The 15,175-nt window shown below is 41.6% G+C and carries 16 protein-coding genes; 10 read left to right on the top strand and 6 right to left on the bottom strand.

Going from position 1 to position 15,175, the window contains the following annotated elements; all coding sequences use genetic code 11:
* Positions 1-15 precede the first annotated feature (15 nt).
* Positions 16-366 (bottom strand): ribosome silencing factor, encoded by a 351-nt coding sequence (gene rsfS, locus OU792_RS08365; RefSeq protein ID WP_026945355.1) that lies wholly within the window; start codon positions 364-366, stop codon positions 16-18.
* A 64-nt stretch (positions 367-430) separates the two neighbouring features.
* Here rsfS and OU792_RS08360 point away from each other — a divergent pair, with 64 nt between their 5' ends.
* The gene (locus OU792_RS08360) at positions 431-1,207 is read left to right on the top strand and encodes a biotin--[acetyl-CoA-carboxylase] ligase (protein WP_274669939.1); all 777 of its coding nucleotides are present in this window, start codon (positions 431-433) and stop codon (positions 1,205-1,207) included.
* Positions 1,208-1,272: 65 nt separating this feature from the next.
* A complete protein-coding gene (gene ahcY / locus OU792_RS08355) occupies positions 1,273-2,592 on the top strand; it encodes an adenosylhomocysteinase (protein ID WP_274669938.1) in 1,320 nt (439 codons plus the stop codon).
* A gap of 48 nt (positions 2,593-2,640) precedes the next feature.
* On the opposite strand, the gene OU792_RS08350 is transcribed toward ahcY, so the two are convergent.
* Positions 2,641-3,438, bottom strand: a complete 798-nt coding sequence (locus OU792_RS08350; RefSeq protein WP_274669937.1) for a hypothetical protein — start codon at positions 3,436-3,438, stop codon at positions 2,641-2,643.
* A gap of 161 nt (positions 3,439-3,599) precedes the next feature.
* On the opposite strand from OU792_RS08350, the gene OU792_RS08345 reads away from it, so the two are divergent.
* A complete protein-coding gene (locus OU792_RS08345) occupies positions 3,600-4,472 on the top strand; it encodes an SDR family oxidoreductase (protein WP_274669936.1) in 873 nt (290 codons plus the stop codon).
* A 60-nt stretch (positions 4,473-4,532) separates the two neighbouring features.
* On the opposite strand, the gene OU792_RS08340 is transcribed toward OU792_RS08345, so the two are convergent.
* Positions 4,533-5,594, bottom strand: a complete 1,062-nt coding sequence (locus OU792_RS08340) for a PAS domain-containing protein (RefSeq protein WP_274669935.1) — start codon at positions 5,592-5,594, stop codon at positions 4,533-4,535.
* 73 nt (positions 5,595-5,667) lie between these two features.
* Between OU792_RS08340 and OU792_RS08335 the strand changes: the two genes are divergently transcribed.
* Positions 5,668-6,276, top strand: coding sequence for an HD domain-containing protein (locus tag OU792_RS08335; protein ID WP_134202359.1), 609 nt, complete (start codon positions 5,668-5,670; stop codon positions 6,274-6,276).
* 10 nt (positions 6,277-6,286) lie between these two features.
* On the opposite strand, the gene OU792_RS08330 is transcribed toward OU792_RS08335, so the two are convergent.
* Positions 6,287-6,778: a DUF4494 domain-containing protein gene (locus tag OU792_RS08330; protein WP_024284978.1), complete on the bottom strand. Its 492-nt coding sequence runs from the start codon at positions 6,776-6,778 to the stop codon at positions 6,287-6,289.
* A gap of 297 nt (positions 6,779-7,075) precedes the next feature.
* Here OU792_RS08330 and OU792_RS08325 point away from each other — a divergent pair, with 297 nt between their 5' ends.
* Positions 7,076-9,352, top strand: coding sequence for a patatin-like phospholipase family protein (locus OU792_RS08325; protein WP_134202360.1), 2,277 nt, complete (start codon positions 7,076-7,078; stop codon positions 9,350-9,352).
* Here the strand turns inward: OU792_RS08325 and OU792_RS08320 are convergent.
* Positions 9,346-9,825, bottom strand: coding sequence for an Mpo1 family 2-hydroxy fatty acid dioxygenase (locus OU792_RS08320; protein WP_134202361.1), 480 nt, complete (start codon positions 9,823-9,825; stop codon positions 9,346-9,348). The genes OU792_RS08325 and OU792_RS08320 overlap by 7 nt on opposite strands.
* A gap of 79 nt (positions 9,826-9,904) precedes the next feature.
* On the opposite strand from OU792_RS08320, the gene OU792_RS08315 reads away from it, so the two are divergent.
* The 3 genes from OU792_RS08315 to OU792_RS08305 are packed head-to-tail and all read left to right on the top strand — an operon-like array spanning position 9,905 to position 13,135.
* The gene (locus OU792_RS08315) at positions 9,905-11,032 is read left to right on the top strand and encodes an NAD(P)/FAD-dependent oxidoreductase (RefSeq protein ID WP_134202362.1); all 1,128 of its coding nucleotides are present in this window, start codon (positions 9,905-9,907) and stop codon (positions 11,030-11,032) included.
* A gap of 43 nt (positions 11,033-11,075) precedes the next feature.
* On the top strand, positions 11,076-12,539 hold the full coding sequence (gene nhaC / locus OU792_RS08310; protein WP_134202363.1) for a Na+/H+ antiporter NhaC: 1,464 nt from the start codon (positions 11,076-11,078) through the stop codon (positions 12,537-12,539).
* A complete protein-coding gene (locus OU792_RS08305; RefSeq protein WP_134202364.1) occupies positions 12,536-13,135 on the top strand; it encodes a 3'-5' exonuclease in 600 nt (199 codons plus the stop codon). Before nhaC ends, OU792_RS08305 begins: the two co-directional genes overlap by 4 nt.
* Here OU792_RS08305 and OU792_RS08300 read toward each other — a convergent pair.
* Complete coding sequence (locus OU792_RS08300; RefSeq protein WP_134202365.1) at positions 13,115-13,741, bottom strand: IMPACT family protein; 627 nt, start codon at positions 13,739-13,741, stop codon at positions 13,115-13,117. The two genes, OU792_RS08305 and OU792_RS08300, sit on opposite strands and share 21 nt — an antisense overlap.
* Positions 13,742-13,846: 105 nt before the next feature.
* Here OU792_RS08300 and OU792_RS08295 point away from each other — a divergent pair, with 105 nt between their 5' ends.
* Entirely contained in the window at positions 13,847-14,257 is a 411-nt protein-coding gene (locus OU792_RS08295; protein ID WP_026945368.1) for a sugar 3,4-ketoisomerase, read from the top strand.
* 1 nt (position 14,258) lies between these two features.
* Positions 14,259-15,173 carry a hypothetical protein gene (locus OU792_RS08290; protein ID WP_134202366.1) on the top strand — a complete coding sequence of 305 codons (915 nt, stop codon included), beginning with the start codon at positions 14,259-14,261 and terminating at the stop codon, positions 15,171-15,173.
* Positions 15,174-15,175 lie beyond the last annotated feature (2 nt).

The raw sequence follows: 15,175 nt of genomic DNA, 5'->3' as shown, positions 1-15,175 counted from the left end.
AAAGTTTGTTAGCTATCAATCATGAACCTTAGAAAGAACTGCGTCTCCCCAAAGGTCTTCTAATCCGTAGAATTCTCTTTTATCTTTTAGAAAAATGTGGGCTACTACATCCACATAATCTATCAATACCCATTGATTGTTGTTTTTGCCCTCTACCCGATAAGGTGAGGCTTCACCTGCTTTTGATACTTTCTCCTCAATTGAATCTGCAATTGCTTCCACTTGGGTGTCAGAATTGGCAGAGCAAATAACAAAAAAATCGCTTACGGTATTTTTAATATTTCTCAAATCCATCACAACGATGTCTATGGCTTTTTTATCATCCATTGCATCTGCGATGACTTGACTTAACGCTTCTGCTGTCATATTATTCGTTTAATTTTGTCTTCGGTCTGTAAAACTACCTGCTAAGAAGACAAACCATTTTAAAATGTATAAAATTCTTGCCAATACGCTTTTTTTAGGAAAAGATATTCAATATCTGCCAGAGTGTCACTCTACCAATGACATTGCCTTCCAATTAGTCAGGAATCAGACTGCCCAGGAGGGAACGCTTGTAATTTGTGATCATCAGCAAGCAGGTAAAGGGCAGCGCGGTAATCACTGGGAGTCTGAACCAGGAAAAAACCTGACGTTTTCTCTGGTGTTAAAGCCGACGTTTTTGGATGCGTCCGAGCAATTTTATCTCAATATGGCGGTAAGCTGCGCAATTCGAAAGGTTCTTGCCGATTATTTTCCCTTGATTCAAATCAAATGGCCAAATGATTTGATTATCGCTCAAAGTGGAAAAATAGGCGGAGTCCTGATTGAAAATAGTATAGGTAAGACAGGTTGGGAAGTGGCAGTAGTAGGCATAGGCTTGAATATCAATCAGACCGATTTTGGCTCAGGAAAAGCGGTCTCACTAAAAAAGCTGACAAGTTTAGATTATTCGCTGCAAGAACTTCTGCGTCTGCTTGTGACTCAGCTTGAGCAGTATTATCTGATTCTTCGCAAAAGAAAATTCGCTCAAATTCAAACAGATTACCTTTCCAATTTATTTCTCTATCAGGAGTGGGCGAACTTTGAAGGTGAAAGTGGTCCCTTTGAGGGGAAAATCATTGCAGTGCAAGCAGATGGTAAACTTGAGATGGAATTGCAAGGAGGAATCACGAAGTCTTTTGATTTTCAGACTATTCGCTTTCCAGACTATTCAAAGCCATTTTAGATTGCGGGATTTATGCGGTACCTTTGCAAAAGTTTTAGCAAATCAAACTATAATCATTTATAACTATGTCAGAGATTCAATCTGAAAAATTCATCCAATACAAAGTAAAAGACATTTCTCTTGCTGATTGGGGACGTAAAGAAATCAAACTTGCAGAGTCAGAGATGCCAGGATTGATGGCGCTTCGTGAAGAGTATGGTGCTTCCAAGCCTTTGAAAGGGGCAAGAATCGCTGGATGTCTTCACATGACAATCCAAACTGCTGTATTGATCGAAACCCTCGTTGAGCTTGGGGCAGAAGTCACTTGGTCTTCTTGTAATATTTTTTCTACGCAAGATCATGCTGCTGCAGCGATCGCTGATGCCGGAATTCAGGTTTATGCTTGGAAAGGTATGACTGCTGAGGAGTTTGACTGGTGTATCGAGCAGACTTTGTTTTTCGGAGAAGAGAAACAGCCATTGAATATGATTTTGGATGATGGTGGCGACCTGACTAACATGGTTTTGGATAACTATCCTGAACTAGTGGCTGGAATCAAAGGATTATCTGAAGAAACTACTACTGGTGTTCACAGACTTTATGAGCGTATGAAAAATGGCACCTTGCCACTTCCTGCGATCAATGTGAACGACTCGGTAACCAAGTCTAAATTTGACAATAAATACGGCTGTAAGGAGTCTTTGGTAGACGCGATTCGTCGTGCTACTGATGTGATGATGGCTGGAAAAGTAGCCGTTGTAGCAGGATATGGTGATGTAGGAAAAGGATCCGCCGCTTCTCTTCGTGGAGCTGGAGCAAGGGTAATTGTTACCGAAATCGATCCAATTTGTGCTTTGCAGGCTGCTATGGATGGTTTTGCTGTAAAGAAGATGGTAGATGCAGTGAAAGAAGCTGATATCGTAGTTACTGCTACCGGTAATAAGGATATCATCACTGGAGAGCATTTTAAAGCAATGCGTGACAAAACGATCGTGTGTAACATCGGCCACTTTGACAATGAGATTGATATGGCCTGGTTGAATAAAAACTATGGACATACTAAGTCTGTCATCAAGCCACAGGTAGATCTTTACAACCTCGATGGAAATGACTTGATCATTCTTGCAGAAGGTCGTTTGGTAAACTTGGGATGCGCAACAGGGCACCCTTCATTTGTAATGTCTAACTCATTCACCAATCAAACTTTGGCACAGCTTGAGTTGTGGACTAAGACTGACGAATATCAGCCAGGTGTTTATGTTCTTCCAAAGCATCTTGATGAAAAAGTTGCAGCCCTACACCTTTCAAAGTTAGGAGTAGAGCTAGATACTTTATCCAAAGATCAAGCAGAATATATCGGTGTCGAGGTACAAGGGCCATTCAAGCCAGAGTACTACAGATATTAATCAACGATCTAATTTTTGAAACCCGAAGGCTGAGGCTTTCGGGTTTTTTTATGGCCTTAATTGTAGTGTTCTGCCATCTGGGAGGAGAGCATCAACCTGCGTTTGGCAAGGATCCAAAGGTGTATATGTCAATGAGTGCCTGAGATTTTCGTTCCCTCTCGTTACCTCCCAAAGCTCTGCAGCAGAATCTGCCAATCTGCTATTACCGCTTAAAAAGCATGCGAAATTAGCAATACGGTCAGCTTGCAAGCTCATTTTTATGCTTCGTCCAGCAGGATTGAGTCCTTGCATACTTCCTCTGGAAACTATTTCTGACAAGGAAAAAACATTCAGTACCTGTTGGTGATTGAAGCTGCCCGACAGCGTAGAATTCAATTCATTTGAAGTGGTAATTGATAGCCCGTCAAATTCCTCACGGACATTCCGGAGGGAGGTAAAAGTAAATGACCTTTTACCCTCAATTTCCAAATCTCGATAACTATAGCCCTCATAGGCTAAGGACCAAGTGGCCTGATTAGAACCAGAGACAGGGAACTGCAGAATTAATTTTCCAGATCGTACAGACTCGCCTTCTTCACAGTTGGAGCTAAAATTGAGGATTACGGTGCCTTCCGTGCTATTGACGGATATTTCAGGGCATCCTGGCAGGGTATCACTTTCTATATTTTGATAAGAATTGAAGCTGATCATTGCAAAAAAGAGACTTTCACCCCATGCTTCCGAAATGGTTAAAAATTGGTTGGCTTCTTGGGTCAAATCAGTTCGGATAGTCCGTTCTGCATCCTCCTGACAAGAAAACAAGCCAAGTGCTGCTAAAGGAAAAAGGAGAATTAAAATACGTTTCATTTTCAGCGATACTCTTTTCTGTATTGTTTTCAAATATTGGGCCTGATGACTATCTTGTTTGGATTTTATTTTGGATTTCGATCTTCTGAGGATCGTATTTTAAAAGAACCTTCTAAAAATAAATCAAGAGACAGTCTAACCCAAAAACATAAATTTTCGACATGAATTTCAATGAAGGAATGCTTCGTGAAGGAGCACTTAAAGGTAAAAATATTTTGGTCACGGGCGGAGGAACTGGCTTGGGTAGATCCATGGGGAGTTATTTTCTAGAATTGGGTGCTAACCTGATCATCACTTCCCGAAAACTAGATGTGCTCAAACAAACAGCCGAAGAGATGATGGCAGAAAAAGGAGGGAAAGTACTGCCTCTTGCCTGCGATGTGCGGGATATAGAGCAAGTTGAGCAGATGTGGAAAGATGCTACCGAGGCTTTTGGAACCATCCATGTCGTCTTGAATAATGCAGCAGGTAATTTTATCAGCCCGACAGAGCGACTCTCCACCAATGCCTTTAATACAGTTCTTGATATCGTTCTCAAAGGAACTTCACAAGTGACACTTACCGCTGGTAAGGATTGGATCGCCAAAAAGCAGGCCGGGACATTTTTGAATATAGTTACAACATATGCTTGGACGGGTTCAGGCTATGTGGTTCCATCAGCAGCGGCAAAGGCTGGAGTATTGGCAATGACTAAATCCCTTGCTGTGGAATGGGCCAAATACGGAATCCGATCAAATGCCATCGCTCCAGGACCATTCCCAACAGAAGGAGCATGGAGTAGGTTATTGCCAGGAGACTTGGTGAAAAAGTTTGATCCTGCCAAAAAAGTACCTGTTGGAAGAGTAGGGGAGCATCAGGAGTTAGCAAACCTTGCAGCCTATTTGGTTTCGGATTTTTCGAGCTATGTCAATGGGGAAGTGATGACTATTGATGGAGGAGAATGGCTAAATGGAGCCGGGGAATTCAACAATTTGGATATGATTCCTCAAGAAATGTGGGATATGCTAGAAGCGAGTCGCGGAAAAAAGGGATGAGCCCCAAAGTTATTTGGGGCTATCTGAAAGCAAAATGGAAAATCAGAAATCTTTAAGGTCTCATTCTAAAGAAGAGTCAGCATCGCTTGTCTCTTCTTTGAAAGCCTTTTGTTGATTGACAGATTCTTTGATGCTCTTTTTTAGAGCTGAATCTAGCATGGACGTTTCTTTCTTTAATAATTCGACCAATCGGCGTGATTCTAGTGATTGTTGTTCTATTTCTAGAATATCAATAAGTCCGATAATATTTGCTACTCTGGCTCGGAGGGTATGAGACTGCTGAAAAGCTAAGTCTTTCAAAAAGTAATGATGTTCTTTCAACCAGATTTCCTGCTTTTTTCGCTCACTGATATCAATGATGATTCCTTGAATCTGTTTGGGTTTTCCCGCTTTGTCCCATTGGGTTGTTTTACCAAATCCCACAACCCAAATGATTTGCTCACGCTTGGAAATCAATCGAAACTCCCTTTTAAAAGGGATACTGCCGGTTGATTTGAAATGCTGAATTAAGTCTGATCGCAATTGGGAAAAGTCATCTTGATGGATATGCTTCTCCCAAGCTATTTTTCCCACCTGGTCAATTTCTTCTTCCGAATACCCAAGGGTCTGAGCAAGTCCTGAACTGATGGTATTGGATTGTTCGAATGGATTGAAATCCCAAAACCCAAGAAGTTTATTTTCTAGAAGACTATCCAAAAATTCATGAGGACGGTCTGTTCCATCCATGTATTCGCCCAATGCAAGATTGTAGGGTTTTTGGCTATCCACAGGATGACCGATCCCTAGGCAAGTCCCAAAATCATCTGAAATAAAGAAGAACTCCCATTTTGTCTTTAATAAAGTTTGATCGGGATAGTTTATTTTCTGGAGCTCTACAAAAAATGATTGATGGTGGTTTTGCCAGGCTTTTATGCGATTATTTTCATATTTTACCCAGTCGGATGACAGGAAGCAATCGGCGAAAACCATTGGTTTTTTCGATTGATCAAAAAGTGAAGGAACTGGGCCTATCCCCGAATCACTGGAAAGGACTTTTCCCTCTCGATCCAAAGTGACTTGCATCAAGTATTCTGAGGCAATGGCTAGTTGAGCCATGAGATTAAGTCCGTCCAAATTCTTCATTGTACTAAAGGCATACGCAAAAGTAGATAAAAAACATAAATTATATTGCAAAATACATTTAAAATTATTTGAAATGTCAAATATTGATTTAAACCTCGGAAGGTCTGAGTTTGGGAATCCTAAAAATGTTGGAAATGTACTCCCTGAGGGTGAAGCCTTTGAATTATTGAATAGCTGGGTTAAAAATGAAAAATTGATTGTTCATATGCGGCAAGTGGCTCATCTTATGAAGTCTTATGCCAAGGAAAAAGGGTATGATGAATCAACTCAATATCGCTGGTTTTTGGCGGGACTTCTTCATGATGCTGATTGGGATCAGTGGCCTGATTTACATTGCAAGAAAATAATCGAAGAACTTGAGTCACGTCAGGTTGATCCGGAGATTATCCGTGCAATCGCCTCTCATGGACCTAGGTATTTTGGGGTAGAGCCAAAAAGTGAAATGGACAAGATGCTCTATGCTTTTGATGAGCTCAGTGGGTTTGTTCATGCCTATTCGCTCATGCGCCCCACAGGCTATGAGGGTATGGAAATCAAAGGGGTGAAAAAGCGATTGAAGGATAAGACATTTGCCGCTCAAGTGAGCCGAGAAGACATTAGAGATGGCTCAGAGCGAGCTGGCATGAGTGTGGAGGAGCTGATACAGTTTGTGATTGATAATCAACCCGATGCCTTAAACTAGAAGAGGAGAATTAATCCTCCTCTTCTTGATTAACTGGTCTGAAATTCCCTTCTGGAAGTGGCTCGGACTCCAATTCGGAATCATAGTTGAATACTTCCACGATAGGGCTCTCCGTGATGTCTGGCACCCGAAAGCTCACTAGCATATTGCTCAAACTTTCTTGAATCCTATCGTAGGCTTGTTTAACATCCTCAGCGGTAACTATCATGTATTGGGTTACCTTTTTTTCCTTTCCACTATCCCCATCTGCTACTAGGTAAGTGATTTTGCATTTGTGCCAGATATCCGCATCCTCATAGAAAAATACATCTACGATATTGCTTTTGCTGATACCGGTGACCTGAAAGTCTCCCCGAATCTGGGATCCTAGTCTATCATATAAAATTGCTTCAGCCTCCGTGAAGGATACCGCATCTACCAAATATTGCTCGGAGATGCTTTTGAGAAGGCCTTGCTCATTTTCTTTGGCGTATTTTACTTTACACAAAAACCACGTTCTCATCTTATTCTCGTTTAGGCTGTGAAAGTACAGCATATCATTAAATAGTCCATGAGATCAGTCGGTCAAATCTAGACTTGATGAAAAAGCTTTTTTCAAGTTTTTGATGCTCAGTACTTTCGGAGTTAAATTTTTTCATTGGTTGAAAAATTTTAACTTTTCATGAAATCGAGCCTGCCTTCCGCTTGCAGGCAAAACGTACTCATCAAACAGAGGGATGCCCCGATGGATCGGAGAATTTATGCTAGATTCCATGTGGCCTTTGAAAATCAAATTGTAAACACATGAATATCCAACACTATGGTCCGAAATATATGGTTTAGCTTTCCTGTACAGCTTTTCCTGCTTCACATCCGAAAGAATCTAGCACTAGTTCTGGTGTGGGCATTACTGTTTCTGATCATTTTTGAAGGTTTCGGTGTCACCTTAGGAATACCCTTTCTTTTCTTGGATCCTGAGTATCTGCACGAAGTCTCCTGGTTGAGTTTTTTTCTGATGGGGGTTGGTTTTTCGGTATTTACGATGGCCTTTCATATGACTACTTACATTATGGATGGTCGACAGTTTTCCTTTTTAGCTGTTTTGAAAAAGCCCTTCATTCACTTCTGTATCAATAATTCGATCATACCACTCCTTTTTTACCTTGCTTATTGTCTTCGTTTTGTTTCATTTCAGCTTCAAAATGATTTAAATTCTGAATGGGAGGTATTTATCCTATTTGGAGGATTTTCTATAGGTAGCATTCTTAGCTATGGGCTGATCTTTGGCTATTTTGCCTTTACCAACAAAGACTTTTTTGTACTCTTTGCGGGGACTCTGGACCGCCGATTGAGGAAAGTGAAGTTTACTCGAAAAAATGTCATCAGTCGCTACAAGGATATCAAGAATAAGCCTCAGTCAGTTAGGAGTTACCTTAATCTTGCCTTGCGATTTGAGCCAGTCAGGCCAGATATTTCCCGTTTTCAAGCTGCCAAGTTGCTGAAGGTATTTGACCAAAATCATCTGAATTTATTTCTGATTCAGGTTCTACTGATTGGTTTGGTGATCGGCTTAGGTTTGTTGAGAGAGCAGCCGATTATGCAGCTTCCAGCCGGGATGAGTGTATTATTGCTTTTTGCAATTTTGGTGATGTTGGTTGGGGCGGTGAGTTTTTGGTTGAGAGGCTGGGCCACCGTCACAGTGTTTGCTGCGATTTTACTCATCAACTATTTTTCGAATTTCTCTTTTCTAAATAGACCGCATGAGGCTTTTGGGATGAATTATCAAGTTCCTGCAGCCGAATATACCTTGGAGCGATTGGACTCCTTGCTGCATCCTGACACTTTGGCAAAAGACCGCAATAATACGATGCGGATTTTAGATAATTGGAAAAGTATGACTGGAGAGTCCAAACCAAAACTGGTGCTGATAGCGGCTAGTGGAGGAGGACAACGGTCTGCTTTATGGACGTTTGTAGTTCTACAGCATTTGTATGACATGCATCAGGGGAAAATTCTTAAACATACAGAGCTATTTACCGGTGCTTCTGGAGGGGTCTTGGGAGAAGCTTTTTTCCGGGAGATCTATTTACAATCTCTGGATAATCCTGCTGTCAATCCCCTTGATTCGGCCTATTTGGATCAGATTTCAGCAGATAATTTGAACCCGATTATTTTTTCGCTTTTAGTCAACGACCTACTGATTCGTAATCAATACTTCCATTACAATGGCCAAAGATATTTGAAGGACAGAGGCTATGCTTTCGAAAGCCAATTGAATTCAAATACGAATGGTGTTATGGATAAGCAACTTAAGGACTATCGAGAGCCAGAATTTTCCGGAAAAATCCCCTTGCTTCCAGTGACATCTTTAATTACCAATGACGGAAGGAAATTGATCATATCTCCTCACTCGATGTCTTACATGGGGACCTCGATCAAAGGTCAGTTTGGAGCTGAAGAAAAAAAGCAAAGCGTTGATTTTCTTCGGTTTTTCAATGAGCAAGATGCTGAAAACCTACGGTTTTTGACGGCCATTCGAATGTCTGCAACCTTCCCATTTATTACTCCCAATATCCAATTGCCTTCTGATCCTGCAATGGAGACGATGGATACAGGACTTTCCGATAATTTTGGGATTCAGGATGCCCTTCGATTCACTTATGTGTTTCAAGATTGGATTCGTCAAAATACCTCCGGGGTGGTCTTGGTCACAATCCGAGACTCTCAAAAATCCATGCAAATTCCTGCCAGCCCCCTCCCTAGAATCGCCGAAAAGATTTTCAATCCCTTGAAGAATATCTACTCCAATTGGGATAATGTGCAGACCATTCAAAATGAAGTGCTCTTCAATTATATGTCAGAATCCATGAATTTTCCCATGGATCGTGTAGAATTTGAATATGCACCGGAATTGGTACAAACTGAGGAACTGACAGGTAGCCAAGAGACGATGAAGCGGGCTTCCTTGAATTGGAGATTGACTGCAATGGAAAAAAAGTCCATTCTGATGAGTATTCAAACAGAGAAAAATCAAGCTTCATTGAAGAAAATAGAAGGCATTTTTGCAGAAAAAGCTGAAGAAAAGGAGCTTCAATAGGCCAATCCTAATCGCTTGTAGATAAAATGCATCAACCAAGCAGGTCCGATCAAAAGGAATTGTAAGTCTTTCAGGAAAGATGGCTTTTTGCCCTCGATTTTGTGTCCATAAAACTGGATGATCCATGAAATGACAAAAATTCCCAAGCTGATTAGCCAAAGTTTCCCCGGGAAAATAATGCTTAGGAAATTTGCTATGGCTAGACAAATCGCAGAAAACAGAAACATACCTAAGGCTAAAGGAGCCGAAAGCGTGATGTAATACACTAGAACCAAAAAGAGTGCGATGGTCGCCCAATTTGCGAAGCCTCCCAACAGGCCGAGGTATTCTGGAAGTGGTCCTGTAGGAATGCTGAAAACCAAGCCGACGATGCTAAAGAAAATAGCAGGCACACATACCCAGTGGATCAATTTATTGGTGGGGTTTTGGTGACTGAGGCCATATTCATGGAGGAGTTCTTCTATTTTTCGCATCGGTTTTTTGGGGCTGATATCAAACTTTAGATTAAATTATCAAAAATCTTGGAAAGAAAATAAGAAAGCCAAAGAGTATATGTTGAGTTACTGGGAGAATAAGAGTTTTTTGAATTACGATTTGATAGTGGTGGGAGCAGGGTTTGTGGGGCTTTCGACTGCTATCCATTTCAAAAAGAAGCGGCCAAAAGCCCGGGTTTTGATTTTGGAACGGGGGACTTTCCCGAGTGGAGCCAGCACCAAAAATGCCGGCTTTGCCTGCTTTGGATCACTGACTGAAATCTTGGACGATATGTGGTCCATGACACAAGATGAGGTAGTCAAACTGGTAGAAAAACGAGCCAAAGGACTAGAGCTCATTCAAAAGGAATTCGGTAGAAAAGCACTTGATTTCAAGCAGTCGGGAGGATTTGAATTGATCACTGAGGATCAGCTGGAGGCGCTTGATCAGCTTTCCTCGATCAATAAGCTACTTAAGCCTATTTCCAAAAAGCCCGTTTTTTCAAACCTTAAGAACTATCGGAGTTTTGGTTTTGATGAATCTGTAAAGGCGGTCGTTAAAAACCAGTTTGAAGGTGAATTGGATCCCGGGAAGTATATTTCAGCCTTGTGGTCCAGAGCAAATGAATTGGGAATCAAAATTCTGACAGGTTCTCATGTCCAGAAGGTTGAAAAGGATTTGGGATTGATCAGCGTAAAGACCGGGACGGATGAACTGATAGAGTTTCAAGGATCAAAGGTGGCAGTCTGTACCAATGCTTTTGCGGGGCAATTTTTCCCGGAATTTGATCTTGAACCAGGACGTGGCTTGGTAATGGTGAGTCGACCTTTTGAGCAAAAGATTCCGTGGAAAGGCAGCTTTCATTTTGACAAGGGCTATGTGTACTTTCGAAAGATTGATGGCCGCCTTCTTTTAGGGGGAGGTAGAAATAAGGATTTTGAAGGTGAAAAGAGTCTGGAAAACGCTATCAATGCCACCATCGAGTCGTATTTAGAAAATTTGGCAGAAACAATCATCTTCCCCGGACAGAAAATTACTTGGGAACACAAATGGACTGGGATCATGGCATTTGGGCAAAAAAAGCTCCCAATCATGGAGAAAGTCGGTGATCGGACAGCCGTAGGAGTACGTCTGGGAGGAATGGGAGTGGCAATAGGCTGGGAAGTTGGGAGGCAACTCTCCGATCTCTTACGGAAAGGGTTTTAAAATTTTTGGTTAGATTCGGGAGTTCATCCTATTTAAACATTTGATGCAAGAAACAGCCAAGACGCCAACTATACTTGACGCGCTCATTCCTTTGATTTTTTTGATTGTCTTGTTAGTATTCAATATTCAGATATTCGGAACTGACGGACTTTCGGGCTCCAATCAGATCGTATTGATTTTATCTGCAGCAGTAGCGGGCTTAGTGGCCGTCTATCGCCTAGGGTTTCATTGGGAAACGCTCCAAGATGGTATAGTCAAAAGCATTAGCTCTGCCATGTCCAGTATTTTGATTTTATTTCTGATTGGTGCCCTTGCAGGCACCTGGCTACTGAGTGGGATAGTTCCAGCGATGATTTATTATGGACTTCAGGTCTTGAGTCCGGGGATATTTCTGATTGCGGCATGCGTAGTCAGTGCGATTGTATCTATTTCTACGGGTAGTTCTTGGACTACGGTGGCGACGGTAGGAGTTGCTCTTTTAGGGATCGGCAAAGCGCTTGGTTTTGATGAAGGAATCATTGCAGGAGCGATTATTTCGGGTGCATATTTTGGGGATAAAATGTCTCCCTTGTCCGATACGACCAATCTTGCACCTGCTATGGCAGGGACGGATTTGTTTACCCATATCCGGCACATGGCAAAGACTACCATTCCTTCTATCACCATTACCATAATCCTATTTGTCATCATCGGTGTGAATTATGAAGTCAGTGGTTCGGTCGAGGATGTCAAGGCTATTTCAGCAGTGATTTTAGAAAAATTCAATATTACCGGATGGCTATTCATCGTTCCGGCAGTAGTCTTGGTACTTATTATTAGAAAAGTCCCTGCTATACCAGCTTTACTCATCGGAGCCTTATTAGGTGGAGTATTTGCCGTGATTTTTCAACCCCAAATTATCGCTACCATCGCCAATGAATCTGGAGTGTCTTACACTTACTTGAGTTTTAAGGCAGTAATGATGGCTCTTTATGGGGAGATATCTATTTTGACTAGTAATGATATCGTCAATGAGCTGCTTGTTACAAGAGGAATGGGAGGTATGTTGAATACGATTTGGTTGATAGTCTGTGCGATGGTGTTTGGGGGGATTATGGAAGTGACAGGGATGCTACAGGTTTTGGCAGAAGCGGTGATCCGTAAAGTTCATAAGGTAGGATCGCTTATCGCGAGTACCGCCGCGACTTGTGTCTTTTTCAACATAACTACTTCTGACCAGTATTTGGCTATCCTGGTTCCAGGAAGGATGTATGCCGATATTTACAAAAAACGTGGACTGAAGCCAGAAAATCTCAGCAGAACCCTAGAGGATTCCGCAACAGTTACCTCAGTTTTGGTTCCGTGGAATACTTGTGGGGCAACTCAGGCATCCGTATTGGGAGTAGCCACATTGGTGTACGCACCGTATTGTTTCTTTAATATTATCAGCCCATTCATGACTATTTTATATGGATATCTGAAGATTGGGATCAACTTTTATGAAGAGGAAGAGTTAGAGGTGGCATGAATCTCAGAAGAATAAGTAAAGACGAAATAAATGCACTGCCATTGGGGCAGTTTGATGGTGAAATCTACTTGATCGATGAACCTGATCAAGTGGATGAAGTAGTCGAGTTTCTGGCTAAGCAACATATTCTTGGTTTTGATACAGAGACCAAACCTGCCTTCCGAAAAGGAGTCTTCAATGAAGTAGCACTTTTACAGCTTTCGACAGAAGAGCAGGCTTTTTTATTCCGGTTGAATTCAATTGGTTTTCCAGATGAAATACGGGCCTTGCTTGAGCATGAGCACATTTTAAAAATAGGTGCCGCAGTGCATGATGACCTTAAAGGTCTTTCCAAGCTCACGGATTCCTTTTACCCCCAATCATTTTTTGACTTGAATGACGAGTTGAAAAAAGTAGGTTTTCACAATGTGGGGGTTCGAAATTTATCCGGTATGATTCTCGGCATCCGTATCAGCAAGTCTGAGCAGGTTTCTAATTGGGAGGCACAAGAACTGACGGAAAAGCAGCAACGCTATGCGGCGACGGATGCCTGGGCGTGTTTGGAAGTTTTCAAGCGCCTGAGGGAAGAAGGTGTCTTAGACCCCCTCTTCGATTAATTTATACTCCAGTCCGTCAATTGTCTCCAGTTGGTCAATTACCTGATCCTTCATGCTGCTTCGAAAGGATAAATCCATTTTACAATCCAGCTCCATTTCTTGTGACTGGATTTCGAGATTCTCGTTTTTGATCAACTTCATCACATCATTCATGGCAGGATAGGGAAAATGGAGCTTTAGAAAGCATCTTTCAAAGTCTTCCACAATCTCATTTTCCTCGATAGCCATTTTCGCTGCCGTTCTATAGGCTTGAATCAGACCGCCTACTCCAAGTTTGGTTCCACCAAAGTAGCGGACGACTACTATCAGAACATTCGTCAATTCAAATGATCTGATTTGCCCTAAAATCGGATCTCCCGCCGAATGGTTGGGTTCGCCGTCATCATTGGCCCGGAAGATCTCTCCATCCTTTCCAAGACTGTAAGCATAGCAATGATGCCTTGCGTCGTAGTATTGCTTTCGGAGTTCTGCTAGTTTTTCCTTTACCTCCTCTTCCGATTTGACAGGGAAAGCATGAGCGTGAAATTTAGAGTTTCTATCCTTAAATAGGGAGGCACTTTCTCGGCTTAGGGTAAAAAATCGATCTGTATCGTCTTTGGATTCCACTGGTCAGATTATTTGGCTAGGTTTCGAAATGAAAATCTAAATTTAATGGAACTGTAACCTTTTTTACTTGGTATTTATCTTAATTTTAGTCCGATTCAAAAAGTAATGATGCATCCACAAAAAACAAGTCAGCCCAGATGGATTGATTTTGATGGGGAAAAAGGGCAGGCCGGCGAATTGTATTATTGGGAAAAACAGGACCTATTTCCCAATGGTATTCAGCGATGCTTTTGGGTACATGCAGTCCCCAATGGAGTTTCCCGAGGCAATCATGCTCATCGTGAAGAAACGCAGGTGCTAGTAGCTTTAGCTGGGGAGGTTAAAGCAAAAATAACCGACACGCTAGGTTTTACACAGTTATTTAAATTAAATCATCCTTCCAGAGGTCTTTTGATTCCCCCGCTTCATTGGGTAGAGACTGATTTTTCCTCAGATGCAGTCTTACTCGCATTATCAGACCGAGAGTTTTCAGAAGCCGATTACATCAGAGATTTAAAGGAATTTGCAAAGCTCTAAGATGGATATCTCCAATCAATATCAGCTTGAAGTACAGGATAGCCGAGCGGAAATAAAGGATTATTTTCTTGCAAATGAGCAGTTGCCAGAATACCGGGAGTACCTTGATTTTAAGCTTGTCAAAAAGGAAAAAGTTAAGGCTTGGATTACCGTTTGTATTTCAGAGGGAGGAAAGGCTATTTCGCTTCCTCAGGTTCCTTTTGGAGGAATTTGGATGCAGGATAGCCTAAGTTCTGAAGCTTTAGAGTACTTTATATTGATCATTCAAGAAGAGCTCCGGAAAAGGGGAGTTTTGGAATTGGAAATTACTCAAGCTCCGAAGCCTTATCAGTCAAACCATGATTTGGTAAATTACCTGCTTTTCAAGCTTGGTTTCAGGCAGGAAAAGGTTTTGGCTCATCAGTTTTTCTTGGGAAAAAAGAAGATTAAGAAACTGATTCAAAGTGAACAGGATCGATTCCAGAAGCGCATAAAAGAAGGGGAGCTTACAATTCGAAAAGGGCCAATCTCTAATTTTGGCTTTTTACAGGAGATTCGATCATGGAATAAGTCAAGAGGCTATGACTCCAACTTGGATGAAACTCGGTTAATCACGCAAGTGTCGGAGTACCCAGAGCGTTATTTCTTGATTTCGCTAGAAAAAAAGGGGCAAGCTGTAGCACAAACTTTAGCGACTAGACTGACTTCAGAGTCATTGTATTATTTTCAGTCAGCCATAGATCCAAAAAGTCAGCTTAAGCAAGGAGGCGAAATGCTTTTATATCAATTATTTATTTTGGCAATGGATCTGAAGGTAGACTTCATAGATCTGGGCTCCTCTGATCAGCCAAGTTCGGCCAATCATAATTTAATGTTTTTTAAGTCCAGATTTTCCAACGATATTTCTAACAAAGTCACCTGGGTCAGGAAACTTTAACC

The sequence above is a fragment of the Algoriphagus sp. NF genome, from assembly GCF_028823735.1.
Lineage (GTDB): Bacteria > Bacteroidota > Bacteroidia > Cytophagales > Cyclobacteriaceae > Algoriphagus > Algoriphagus marincola.
This window is presented reverse-complemented; position numbering and strand designations above follow the sequence as displayed.

Excerpts from the sequence above, each read along its gene's own strand:
- rsfS (WP_026945355.1), bottom strand. The coding sequence starts at position 366 with ATGACAGCAGAAGCGTTAAGTCAAGTCATCGCAGATGCAATGGATGAT.
- OU792_RS08360 (WP_274669939.1), top strand. The coding sequence starts at position 431 with ATGTATAAAATTCTTGCCAATACGCTTTTTTTAGGAAAAGATATTCAA.
- ahcY (WP_274669938.1), top strand. The coding sequence starts at position 1,273 with ATGTCAGAGATTCAATCTGAAAAATTCATCCAATACAAAGTAAAAGAC.
- OU792_RS08350 (WP_274669937.1), bottom strand. The coding sequence starts at position 3,438 with ATGAAACGTATTTTAATTCTCCTTTTTCCTTTAGCAGCACTTGGCTTG.
- OU792_RS08345 (WP_274669936.1), top strand. The coding sequence starts at position 3,600 with ATGAATTTCAATGAAGGAATGCTTCGTGAAGGAGCACTTAAAGGTAAA.
- OU792_RS08340 (WP_274669935.1), bottom strand. The coding sequence starts at position 5,594 with ATGAAGAATTTGGACGGACTTAATCTCATGGCTCAACTAGCCATTGCC.
- OU792_RS08335 (WP_134202359.1), top strand. The coding sequence starts at position 5,668 with ATGTCAAATATTGATTTAAACCTCGGAAGGTCTGAGTTTGGGAATCCT.
- OU792_RS08330 (WP_024284978.1), bottom strand. The coding sequence starts at position 6,778 with ATGAGAACGTGGTTTTTGTGTAAAGTAAAATACGCCAAAGAAAATGAG.
- OU792_RS08325 (WP_134202360.1), top strand. The coding sequence starts at position 7,076 with ATGGTCCGAAATATATGGTTTAGCTTTCCTGTACAGCTTTTCCTGCTT.
- OU792_RS08320 (WP_134202361.1), bottom strand. The coding sequence starts at position 9,825 with ATGCGAAAAATAGAAGAACTCCTCCATGAATATGGCCTCAGTCACCAA.
- OU792_RS08315 (WP_134202362.1), top strand. The coding sequence starts at position 9,905 with ATGTTGAGTTACTGGGAGAATAAGAGTTTTTTGAATTACGATTTGATA.
- nhaC (WP_134202363.1), top strand. The coding sequence starts at position 11,076 with ATGCAAGAAACAGCCAAGACGCCAACTATACTTGACGCGCTCATTCCT.
- OU792_RS08305 (WP_134202364.1), top strand. The coding sequence starts at position 12,536 with ATGAATCTCAGAAGAATAAGTAAAGACGAAATAAATGCACTGCCATTG.
- OU792_RS08295 (WP_026945368.1), top strand. The coding sequence starts at position 13,847 with ATGATGCATCCACAAAAAACAAGTCAGCCCAGATGGATTGATTTTGAT.
- OU792_RS08290 (WP_134202366.1), top strand. The coding sequence starts at position 14,259 with ATGGATATCTCCAATCAATATCAGCTTGAAGTACAGGATAGCCGAGCG.